Below are 11,201 nucleotides of genomic sequence, written 5' to 3'. Positions count from 1 at the left end.
CTGTGGTGTGCTTTGCCGCCGTGTTTGTGATTGCCTATACCCGGTGCATGACCATCGCTCTGACAAACCGGAAGGTCTACGACGACCTCAGGCATTTGGGGGCCTCCAATGCCTATCTCCGCCGCGCTGTCCGGGGGCAGGTGAAACGGGTGTTTCTGGTGCCTGCCCTGGCGGGCACGGGCCTCATCTACGCCTTCTACGTTATGATTTTGTATTTCAACGGCAGCCCCGCAGGCATCACACCCAGCGAGGCGGCGGGCCTCCTGGCGAGTGCCGGCGTGATTGCGGGAGTATCCGCCCTGATGTATGGCGTATACCGCCTGACCCTGTCCCAGGTGTGCCTGGCTCTGGATATCCGTATGTAAAATCAAAAATAGCCGGACAGCCGCCCGGCGGCAAAAGAGGGACGGCGCTCTCGCGCCGTCCCTCTTTGTTCGGTCAGAACACTTACTCGCCCCAGCGGACATCCACGATGGTGCCGTCGGCAAACTCGATGAACTCACTCTTTAAGATGTAGTCCGTCTTGCCGATGCGGACCTCCTGATCGCCCACCTTGGTGGTCATCACCGCTGCCGTGGGAGTCTCCGTTTCGGCGGTAAACAGCAGCGTGGTGTGGCTCTCGTCCAAAATCCATTCCCCGTTTGCGCTAAGAACATAGTAGGGCTCCTGCTCCACGGCCACGATTTCGCCCCCCACCAGGGCCCCGGAGGCCATCAGCGGCGAGGGCAGGTGATTGACGCAGTTCTCGTACAGCTCCGCCGGGACGCCCTCCACCTTTACTACGTAAGTGACCTTGGTCATCTCCCTAGGTGCGCTAACGGTGTCGCCCGGGCCCAGCAGCTTCCAGCCCACAAATACCGCCGCCAGCAGGATCAAAACGACGGCGATGATGTCAATGATGTTGAACTTTCCAACCCGTTTCGCTTTTTGTTCCATGTGCTTCCTCCATATCTTCTGGACAAGATTTCCAAAGTATTATATAATACTTTGCGGCAATACACAAGGAAATCTTTTTGAACACTTGGGAACGCCTCTAGTTCCCGTGAAGCGAGGCTTATTATGAAAGTCATTCATCTCATCAGCGGCGGCGACTCCGGCGGGGCCAAGACCCATGTTTTGAGCCTGCTGCAAAACCTGAATAAGACCATCACCGCCCAGCTGGTATGCTTCCGGGACGGCCCCTTCGCCCAGGAGGCCCGGGAGATGGGCATCCCCACGGAGATCATGTCGGGAAACCACATCTTTCGCATCCGGCGGCAGCTGGCGGCCTATATCAAGGAAGGCGGCTACCAGATCATCCACTGCCACGGCTCCCGGGCCAACATGATCGGCGCCATGCTGCGAAAGCCCACCGGCCTGCCGGTGGTCAGCACCATCCACAGCGATTACCGCATCGACTACATGGGCCGTCCCCTCAGCCGCCTCACTTTCGGCACCATCAACGCCCTGGCCCTGCGGCAGCTGGACTACCGCATCGGCGTGTCCGACGCCATGGTGGAGCTGCTGATCTCCCGGGGCTTTGCCCCTGACCGGTTCTACGCCATCTACAACGGCATCGACTTCACCCCTGCGCCAATCCAGGGGGACCGGCTGGAGTACCTGCGGGGACTGGGCGCGGACGTGGACGAGGATTCTGTGGTGGTGGGCATCGCCGCCCGGCTGAACCCGGTGAAGGATATGTCCACCCTGATCCGGGGCTTTGCCGCCGCCTGTCGGGAGTGTCCCCGCCTGCGGCTGGTTATCGCTGGAGACGGCGAGGAGAGGGGGAAGCTGGGGACTCTGGCCCGGGAACTGGGGGTGGAAAAACAGGTCACCTTTGCCGGGTGGATCTCCGGCGGCATGGACCGCTTTTACAGCGCCCTGGACATCAACACCCTCACTTCGTTGTCCGAGACATTCTCCTACGCCCTGACGGAGGGGGCCCGGTTCCATCTGGCAACCATCTCCACCGCCGTGGGCGGCATCCCCAACCTCATCGACACCGGCGTCAACGGCTACCTTTTCACCCCCGGGGACTGGGAGACCCTGGGCCGCCGGCTGGCCGCCCTGGGCAGTGACGACGCCCTGCGGCGGGACATGGGGGAGAGGCTCTATCAAAAAGCCTCCTCCCAGTTCTCCATTCAGAAGACCGTGGACACCCAGCTCCGCATCTACGGCGAGATCCTCCGGCGGCACGCCCGGCCCAAGACCGGCCGGGACGGCGTGGTGATCTGCGGCGCCTACGGCCGGGGCAACGCCGGAGACGACGCCATTCTGGAGGCCATTTTGCAGGAGATGCGCTCCATTGACCCGGACATGCCGGTAACCGTGCTGTCCAAAACCCCGAAGGAGACCCGGCTGAGTTACCGGGTGTGCGCCGTCAGCCGGATGAACATTTTCGGCTGGCTGGGGGCCATGAGGCGGGCAAAGCTCTATATCAACGGCGGCGGCAGCCTGATCCAGGATGTGACCTCCCGGCGGTCGCTGTGGTTTTATCTGCTGAACATCCGCTCCGCCAAGCGGGCGGGCTGCGCCGTGCAGATGTACGGCTGCGGCATCGGCCCCGTCACCCGGGGAAACCACCGCCAGCTCTCTGCCAAGGTGCTGAACCGGTATGTGGACGTCATCACCCTGCGGGAGCCGGACTCCCGGGAGGAGCTCAGGTCCATGGGAGTGACGGAGCCGGAGATCCTGCTGACGGCAGACCCTGCTCTGACCCTGCGGCCCGCAGGGGACAACGAGGTGGACAGCGTACTGCTGCGGGCCGGAATCCCGCCTCACGGCAGGTATATCTGCTTTGCCCTGCGCCAGTGGCCCGGCTTTACGGAGAAGGCGCCCCTCTTCGGCCAGGCGGCCCGGTACGCCTATGAGACCTACGGTCTGACGCCGGTATTTGTGTCGGTGGAGCAGGGGCCGGATTCCGCCGCCAACCGGATGGCGGCTCAGGGGCTGGAGTCCGTTCCCCACTATTTTCTGGACAGCGCCGGAGGCGCAGGTGCAATCATCGGGGCCCTGGCCCGGATGGAGGCGGTGGTCTCCATGCGGCTTCACGCCCTGATCTTCGCCGCCGGGCAGGGAATCCCTCTGGCGGGCGTAGTCTACGACCCCAAGGTATCCGCTTTCCTGCGGTATATCGGCCAGGAGCTCTTTACAGATCTGGCGGATCTGACGGCAGGGAATCTGAAGTCCATGGTGGACCAGGCCGTGATCCAGGCCGCCCGCCCGGAGGACCAGGCCGCCGCGGTAGCCCGCCTCCAGGAGATGGAGCACGGCAACGTAGCCGCCGCCCGCCGTCTTCTGAAAATATGAACGCAGACAAAATCCCCGAAGGGCGCCGCCTTCGGGGATTTTTCTCCACGTATTTTTTGGCCTTGCTTGAAAAATGTCAAAACGTCCAAGCGGCGGACTGGTTTCCGCTGCGCCGCGTTAAAAATTCTTGAAATACACAAAATTCCTGCGAATTTCTGCCTTGCCCAGCGGAAAATCTCTCGCGGCTGAGTATTTTGCCATTTATAGTCAGCACATTTGAAAAGAATCAGAATGATTCTTTTCAACCTGGCGGCAGTTTTACTGCCGCCAGAGCCCGCATAAGGGGGCATGTGTTTGGCGTCAGAGTTGAAGCAAACCCTAATCGCCTGCCCGCCGGGACACCGGCGGAGCACACCGCGCCCGCTGGGTGGCGATAGTCTCCAGCGTGTCCCCCAGCTGGGTCAGGATTGCCGCTGTCAAACCCAGGTCCGCGTCGTTCAGCCGGGAGGCAATAGCCACCGCCAGGGTGTTAACGGAGGTCGTCAGAGCCAGGGGATCGCAGTCACAGTTTTTCATAGCATCACCCGTGACAGGATATGCGTAAATGAGACAGAAGGTGCGTGGAAGCGTCTACCGCTTCTTCTCCTCCATGGGAAAGACGGTCAGCTTCTCGTTTCCGTCCCACACCGCCAGAAAGACCTCCCGCTCGTTCTGATATCCCTGGCCCAGAAGAGAGCGCCGGACCCATACCTCCTCTTTCCCCGCCTGGTGGATGTTGTCCCGCAGCAGTTGTCCGTCCATGATAAAGGGCGTCTGCAGATTGGATTGTTTGGGAGACAAGTCCAGGTCTGTGGGCGTAGCGGGGCGGTCCTTCTCCTTGGGCAGAAAGCTGACGGAGCCGTTGTGTTCCAGCACGGCTGTCTGGAGCTGGCTCAGATCGAACCAGCCGCCGATCCGGCAGTAGGTCAGAAATTCGTTCAAGTCCAGTTTGGCTTTTTTCAAATTCTCCCGGTAGATGACGCCATTCTCCAGCAGCACCAGAGGCTTGCCGGTAATCCAGGCGCGGAGCTTTAGCGACTTGCAGGTGATGATGGAGATCAGCACGGCCACCAGGCCGTAGACCACCATGGCCGTGAGGGGTTTGGCCGGCTCCTCCAGCTCCGTGGCCAGCTCCGCGGCGATGGAGCCCACGGTGATTCCGGTGACATAGTCGAACATGGTCATCTGGGATACCTGCTTGGTTCCCATCAGTTTTGTCAGAAGGAACATGACAACGATAGACAGCAGCGCCGTCAAAACGGTCATCCCGATTTGAGGCAAGATCATAAAAAATCCTCCCGCAGTAAATTTTCATAATCAAACGATCCGGAAAGAATCAAAATTCTTTTTGGGTGGTACGGCGTATACGCCAAACCAGGCCGCTGAAAGCGGCCCTGGTTTGGATTTCATAATCAACTCCAGTGTTTCACACTCAGACGGGCAAAACCCGCCTGAAAAACAGCTTTGCGGTTTTCTGGCTGTCTGGCTATATCAGTTTGTCACGGAAGAATTTTTTTATGTATGGTTCGCGGTCTCCAACGATTTTTCTTCCTGTTCCTCGGGGCGGCTGTTGGCGTGGACATTGATGTACCGGGCCTTCAGCTTGGAGTAGAGGATGGTCTGGCTGCTGTACAGACCGCTGTATCCCGAGAGCATGTAGCTGATCCCGCAGGCCAGGGCAAAGTACCACAGCCCCTCGGAGCCGAACAGCTCCACGGACAAAAACACAGAGGCTACCGGGCTGTTGCTGACACCGCAAAATACAGAGACCAGCCCCAGCGCGGCGCCGAAGCCCGGCGGCAGTCCCAGCAGCGGGGCCGCTGCGCAGCCGAAGGTGGCCCCCACAAAGAAAGAGGGCACCACTTCTCCTCCCTTGAAGCCCGCCGCCAAGGTGACGGCCGTGAAGAGGAGTTTCAAAAGAAACGCCGCCGGATGGGCGGTTCCCTGCTCCACAGCGGCGGTGATGACCTCCATCCCCGCGCCGTTGTAGTCCCGGGTACCCGCCAGATACGTCAGGGCGATGATGGCAAAGCCGCCTGCCGCCACCCGGACCCAGGGGTTGGGAAGATGCCGCTGCATCCAGTGCTCTGTCCCGTGGATGAACTTGCAGAATAGGATGGACACCAGAGCAAAGAGCACCGACAGCGGCAGCACCCGCAGGAAGGTGCCCGCCGCGATCTCCGGCACCGTAACGGCGAACCGGGTGGGTTCCACCCCCAGGGCCAGGGATACTCCGAAGGCCGCCAGAGCCGACATCAGGCAGGGTAGGAGCGCCGCGTGGTAGAGCGTACCAATGCTGATACCCATGACGGCGAAGATCACAGCGGTCAGAGGCGTTCCGAAGAGGGCGGAGAAACAGGCCGCCATGCCGCTGAGAGTGGCCACCCGCAGGTCCTGGTCATCCAGCCGCAAAAGCTGCCCCGCCCGCTGGCCGATAGTGCCGCCGATCTGAAGTGCAGCCCCCTCCCGGCCGGCGGAACCGCCGCACAGGTGGGTCAGCATCGTCCCCAGGAAGATGGAGGGCAGCAGCAAAATGGGCAGGCGCTTGTCCTCGTGGACCGCGTCGATGATGTCGTTGGTGCCCATGCCCTCGGTGCCCATCAGCTTATAGGCGCCGACAATCGCCACACCCGCCAGGGGCAGGCACCACAGCAGCCAGGGATACGTTCCCCGGGTCTGGGCAGCGTAGTGGACGCTCAAATGGAAGACCGCCCCAACAACGCCGCAGAGGCTCCCAACGATGAGAGACAAAAACATCCATTTCGCTAAGACCACAGCATACATCCCGGTGCTGCGGGCCCGCTCACGGAATTGGTTTCGATCAAACATAGCGGCACCTCACATGCCTGCCAAGGCCGCTTTTCCGTCCAGGCGGCACTCCAGCAGCTCCGGCTTCTTCAAATACCGCTCAAAGGCGGCAAAAAAGCGGGAGTACTCGATTCCTGTGGCAATCCGTTCATCCATGACCACGCCCAGAGGCATGTGCTTTTTCCGGCTGCCCGCCGGGGCCAGGGGGTCCGGCACCGGCTTGCCCATGCAGACGAATACACTGGTGGTGCCGAACTCATAGCAGTGGTGGAAAATATAGCTGGTGTTGATCGAGGCCAGGTTGGTAATGAACAGGCTTGTGTGGAAGGGGCTCAGGTCGATGATCTTTCTCGGCAGCAGGCCGTGAAGGTCCAGGTGGTAGGCCAGGCCAAACACGAACCGGGCCAGGCCGGGAATCCGGAACGCCATATTGGCGAATTTGTCGGTGCTGTTGTTGTGAACCCGGTTTTGATTCAGCTCCACATTCTCCTTGATCTTCCGGCTGATGGAGAACACATTGTCCTCCGGCTCCAGGAAAATTTTCAGCGTAGTCTCATCCGGCGTGCCGTCCGCCCGGGTCTTGAGAATCACAAAGCTGAAGCAGAAGTGGTTCCGCTTGTAGATCTTGCGGTTCATGATAAAGTAGTTCACCTTGGGGTGCTCCAACGCCGCCTTGTAATAGGCGGCCACCAGCACGCTCATATGGGTCACATGCTGTCCTTCCCGCCGCTTCTGACGGATGAAGCCCTTGACAATGTCCTCGTCCACATAGTCGCTGGCCCAGTTCTGGGCGTCAAAGCGGCGGGGCATGATATGGGGCAGCGCCTGCACAATGGGGCTCAGGTTCGTTACCCGCATTCCGTCCGGTCTCATATCGTTTTCCTCGCTCTCTTCAAAACTAAAGGCGTTCTCTCTTCGTATTATAGTTAAGAATGTGTTAAAATTCAACCGTTCCACCGGAATTTCTTCCGATCCTCATTTTTCCGCCGCCTCTTGCCTTATCCGTGAAAAAAAGGTATACTTGTCATAATCACACAGAAGGAGCGTTCCCATGAAACTGGAGACCATTAAAATCGGCCAGATCGTCAATGCCCACGGCATCCGGGGCGAGGTCCGTATCCAGCCCCGGGACGGTGACCCGGCCTTTCTCACAAAGTTCAAAACCTTTCTGCTGGACGGCCAGCCTGTCTCCGCCGCCTCCTGTCATGTCCACAAGAGCCTGGTACTGGCAAAGTTCCCCGGTGTGGACGACATGAACGCCGCCCTGGCCTTGAAGGGAAAGGACCTCTATATCCGCCGGGAGGACGCCCGCCTGCCGGAGGGAGAGTATTTTGACGATGAGCTGCTGGGACTGGATGTCTACGACGCGGACAGCGGCCAGTGCCTGGGGGAGCTGACGGCAGTGGAGCCCTATCCCGCCCACAAGCTCTACACCGTCCGGGGACAGCGGGAATTCCTGGTGCCCGCGGTGAAGGACGTGTTTATCAAGTCCGTGAACATGGAGGAAAACCGTATGGAGATTCACGTCTGGGAGGGGATGGCCGGCGATGAGAATTGACATCCTCACCCTTTTCCCCGACTCCGTGGACGCCATGATGCGCGTCAGCATCCTGGGCCGGGCCCAGGAGCGGGGGTACATCACCATCCGGTCCCACCAGATTCGGGAGTACACCACCAACAAACAAATGCAGGTGGACGACTACCCCTACGGCGGGGGCCGGGGGGCCGTGATGCAGGCGGACCCCTTGTACCGCTGCTGGGCCCACGTCACGGAGATCCACGGCCCCGGGCGGACCATCTTCCTCTCCCCCTGCGGCAGGACCTTCACCCAGGACGTGGCCCGGGAGCTCCACGCCGCATACAACCATCTGATTCTGGTCTGCGGCCACTACGAGGGTGTGGACCAGCGTTTTTTGGACGAGTGCGTGGACGAGGAGATCAGCGTGGGAGACTTTGTCCTCACCGGCGGGGAGATCCCCGCCATGGCGGTGGCGGACGCGGTGTGCCGCATGGTGCCCGGCGTTCTGCCGGACCCGGAGTGCTTTCAGGAGGAGAGCCACTGGAATGGACTTCTGGAGTACCCTCAGTACTCCCGCCCCGCGGTGTGGCATGGCCGGATGGTGCCGGAGATCCTCCTCTCCGGCGACCACGGCAAGGTGGCGGACTGGCGGAGGAAGGAGAGCTACAAGCGCACCATGCGCCGCCGGCCGGACCTCTTTGCCAAATTTGACGAGACACAACTTACCACCAAGGCAGAGAAAAAGGTTCTCCAGCAGGCCAGGGACGAGATCGCCGCGGAGGACGGGGAGTCAGGACCACCCGTATAACGGGTGGCTTGGGTAAGGCAGAGAATCATACGTGAAAGGGGAAAGTCCAACAGTCAAAGGAGGCGGGATGTCAAGGGTGCAAAAATGCCTGGCATAGGCTTTAAGGAGGCTGGACGCGGCGTGATGAACGCAGTTCATCTGGCCGTCGCCCTGCCACTATTACCTCTGCTGCGGCAAGTGCGGCAGCCATGACTGTGGAGAGCACAGCTGCGGCGGACAGTAAAAGGGTGGAGCATCCGGTGTAAGGCGAAAACGGGCGGCGGACAAACTGTCCGCCGCCTTATCGTTTGTCTGTGTGCCGGAATTAGCCCAAGGCTTCCGTCAGGGCCTGAATCAGGCTCTCCTGCGTAATGGGCTTGTAGAGAAATGCCTTGGCTCCAATGTCGTGGGCCTCATTGATGGTGTCATCATAGACCAGGGAGGAGATTATGACAATCCGCGCGTCGGGGTGTTCTTCCAATAGGATCTGTGTGGTCTCCAGACCGTCAATGCCGGGCATGATGATGTCCATGGTAACGGCGTCTGGCTGAATTTCCTCGTAGCGGGCAAGGGCATCCTCGCCGTTTTCGCAGTATGCCGCTACCTCAAAGTCAGAGCCCTCCAACAGCTTGCGAATCTGCAGCTCCATCATCCGGGAATCATCAACTACCATAACCTGCTTTTTCATGTGTCCGCTTCCTTTTTCTGTCAATTTAAGCACAGCCGGCCTGGGCGTCATCCAGGAGGACGTGGTGGGTCAGCTGTGTATGTTCTCCATGATCGCCGGAGTAGGTGAGGACGATGTCCTCCCGGTGACCCTCCGGCGTATAGCGCCCCGCCTGAAAAGCCGGGACGCTGAACCGAGGGGGAATCTTTGTCAGCTGGAACAGCTGGGAGGAGAAGTGCCCGCACAGCACATTGATGTACTCTTTTGCCACGTCCTCCATATCCTGCCGGCTGATTTCCTCTGTCTGCATCATGTACTGGGCCATCCGGATAAACAAAAATTTCTCCGCGCACAGGGACAGGGTCATATGGAACCCCTTTTCAAAAGTGACGTATACTGTATAAATTTCCCCCTCCGGCTCTGTGGTATCAGGGCGGAGCCGGATTCCTGCCGCCCGGGGGGTGATCTCCCGGGTGATTCGGTCGTATAGCTCTACCAGATCCTTTTGCGGCACCAGGGTATTCATATGCCGCCTCCTCTCCTTCGGTTTCTGCGGTGCGCGGCTACATGACTACGATTTCGCCGCACACCATCTTGACGACGCACTGACGGGTCACCTGCCGCAGGCGGAGGATTTCGTCTCCGAAACTGATCTCTGTCCCCGGATAGGCCAGGGAGCACTCCAGCCGCCCACTCTCCGCCTCATTCAGTGACAGTTTTATGCCGGCCAGATCTTCGTCCAGCTGCTTGAGCTTGAGCTCGGCTACAGAGAGTTTCATCCGGGTCTTGCCAAGAATGCTGGATTTGGTGGGGCTGTCCAGCTGGCACTCCAGCTTTTCCATCTCCATCTCCAGCTCCTTCAGCTCCTCTTGGATAATCTCCCGCTCAAAGTTTGTGCAGGGCAGTCCGCCCAGGGCAATGGAGGTTCTGGCCTCCGACTGTGAGCCCACAGTCTGGACGTTCACCATTTTGGCCGCCCAGATCCGGCCGCCCATGATGCAGCCCCGGCCGGAGCGGACCTGGACCGTTCCGTCGCAGTAGATGCTGCCGTTGATGATGCAGTCGGTCTGCAGATTTTCCCGGGCGTAGATGGTGGCATTTTCGATGTACTTGGAGAAAATGCTCCGCTGGGACCGGACAATCGTAGTCCCATCGCCCAGAATGCCTTTGACGACCACCAGGTCTCCGCCGGCTTCCACCGCACTGCCGGCCTCGACGACGCCGCCCACATGGATATTTCCCATGGCCCGGACAGTAAAGCCGCTGAGCACGTCGCCCTCAATGTTGATGTCGCCGATGAAGTTGATGTCTCCCGTGGAGAAATCAACGTCTCCCTGGATATCCAGCACAGGTTTGACCTGAAAGCTGCGGCCGGTGAATTCCACGTGTCCCGCCATGGAGGCGATGAGGGTGAGTCCGTCCTCGCTGATCTCGGTGTTCCGCCCCTTGGGCAAAGGTACAGATTTGCCGCTCTTGGCGGGGATCTCCTGATCCAGCACGGTCCGTCCGGGATCGCCCTCGGTGGGCCGGATCAGCCGGCAGATCTCCTGCCCCAGCTTGACGTTGCGGATCAGATTCAGATTGGTGTAGTCCACCTGGCCGTATTCATCCATCTCCAGGACGCGCTCTATGGCCCGGGGAAAGTAGTCCACAATATTGCCGTTCTCACCGTCAAAGGCGGGCTTTCCCCTGGCAATCAGGAACAGATGGAAGTACCGCTCCTCGTCATGGGACAGCCGGTCCACCAGCCGCTCGTCCACGCCGTAAGAGATACCCTGGTTCAGCATAGTCCGCAGGAGAAGCTCGCGGTTCAGCTCCTGGCCTGATCCGACAGGCGGGAATACGATGACCCAGGCGTAGAGTTTATCCGCGGAGAGGAAAAAACAGGGAAGTGCGTCCAGGGCCAGAGGGGCCTCCGGTTCCTGCTCCGGATTTTTTTTGCCGGGCCGGTTCGATTTCTCACTGTCTTTGATCTGTTTCAGCCGTGTGCTGCATACGCCGGTCATGGCTGAGCGCAGGCGGCCCAGCTCCCGCTGAACCATCTCCATGGGAAGGACGCCGTCCTCGTCCAGAGAGAGGCGGGGCGCCGGAAGATAGCCGGACTTTCTCCGGCGCAGGTCAAGATCGGAAGAGCACACGTCTGAACTCCAGTC

General features: G+C 60.0%; 10 protein-coding genes and 1 pseudogene. 4 read left to right on the top strand and 7 right to left on the bottom strand.

Annotated elements, in window-relative coordinates; all coding sequences use genetic code 11:
• A pseudogene (locus tag QZ326_RS08260) lies at nt 1-365 on the top strand (ABC transporter permease); the annotation flags it as partial.
• A gap of 82 nt (nt 366-447) precedes the next feature.
• Here QZ326_RS08260 and QZ326_RS08255 read toward each other — a convergent pair.
• Nucleotides 448-936 (bottom strand): DUF4330 domain-containing protein, encoded by a 489-nt coding sequence (locus tag QZ326_RS08255; RefSeq protein ID WP_295743781.1) that lies wholly within the window; start codon nt 934-936, stop codon nt 448-450.
• Between the two features lie 123 nt (nt 937-1,059).
• Between QZ326_RS08255 and csaB the strand changes: the two genes are divergently transcribed.
• Nucleotides 1,060-3,288: a polysaccharide pyruvyl transferase CsaB gene (gene csaB, locus QZ326_RS08250; protein WP_295743779.1), complete on the top strand. Its 2,229-nt coding sequence runs from the start codon at nt 1,060-1,062 to the stop codon at nt 3,286-3,288.
• A 318-nt stretch (nt 3,289-3,606) separates the two neighbouring features.
• Here csaB and QZ326_RS08245 read toward each other — a convergent pair whose 3' ends face one another.
• From QZ326_RS08245 to QZ326_RS08230, 4 genes are all read right to left on the bottom strand, one after another.
• Complete coding sequence (locus QZ326_RS08245; protein WP_295743776.1) at nt 3,607-3,804, bottom strand: DUF6774 domain-containing protein; 198 nt, start codon at nt 3,802-3,804, stop codon at nt 3,607-3,609.
• A gap of 54 nt (nt 3,805-3,858) precedes the next feature.
• On the bottom strand, nt 3,859-4,554 hold the full coding sequence (locus QZ326_RS08240; RefSeq protein ID WP_295743773.1) for a DUF421 domain-containing protein: 696 nt from the start codon (nt 4,552-4,554) through the stop codon (nt 3,859-3,861).
• Between the two features lie 228 nt (nt 4,555-4,782).
• Nucleotides 4,783-6,096 (bottom strand): chloride channel protein, encoded by a 1,314-nt coding sequence (locus QZ326_RS08235; RefSeq protein WP_295743770.1) that lies wholly within the window; start codon nt 6,094-6,096, stop codon nt 4,783-4,785.
• 9 nt (nt 6,097-6,105) lie between these two features.
• Nucleotides 6,106-6,948: a hypothetical protein gene (locus tag QZ326_RS08230; RefSeq protein ID WP_295743767.1), complete on the bottom strand. Its 843-nt coding sequence runs from the start codon at nt 6,946-6,948 to the stop codon at nt 6,106-6,108.
• A gap of 178 nt (nt 6,949-7,126) precedes the next feature.
• Here QZ326_RS08230 and rimM point away from each other — a divergent pair, with 178 nt between their 5' ends.
• Together rimM and trmD are read left to right on the top strand one after the other, a co-directional pair.
• A complete protein-coding gene (gene rimM / locus QZ326_RS08225; RefSeq protein ID WP_295743764.1) occupies nt 7,127-7,633 on the top strand; it encodes a ribosome maturation factor RimM in 507 nt (168 codons plus the stop codon).
• Nucleotides 7,623-8,402, top strand: coding sequence for a tRNA (guanosine(37)-N1)-methyltransferase TrmD (gene trmD, locus QZ326_RS08220; protein ID WP_295743761.1), 780 nt, complete (start codon nt 7,623-7,625; stop codon nt 8,400-8,402). The genes rimM and trmD overlap by 11 nt, the downstream gene beginning before the upstream one ends.
• A 304-nt stretch (nt 8,403-8,706) precedes the next feature.
• Here trmD and QZ326_RS08215 read toward each other — a convergent pair whose 3' ends face one another.
• On the bottom strand, nt 8,707-9,069 hold the full coding sequence (locus QZ326_RS08215; RefSeq protein WP_295743758.1) for a response regulator: 363 nt from the start codon (nt 9,067-9,069) through the stop codon (nt 8,707-8,709).
• A 25-nt stretch (nt 9,070-9,094) separates the two neighbouring features.
• Nucleotides 9,095-9,574 (bottom strand): chemotaxis protein CheX, encoded by a 480-nt coding sequence (locus tag QZ326_RS08210; RefSeq protein WP_295743754.1) that lies wholly within the window; start codon nt 9,572-9,574, stop codon nt 9,095-9,097.
• Between the last annotated feature and the right edge of the window lie 1,627 nt (nt 9,575-11,201).

The sequence above is a fragment of the uncultured Oscillibacter sp. genome (genome assembly GCF_910587525.1).
GTDB lineage: Bacteria > Bacillota > Clostridia > Oscillospirales > Oscillospiraceae > Oscillibacter.
Note: the sequence above shows the minus strand (reverse complement) of the source record. Positions and strands in the feature narration are given on the sequence as shown.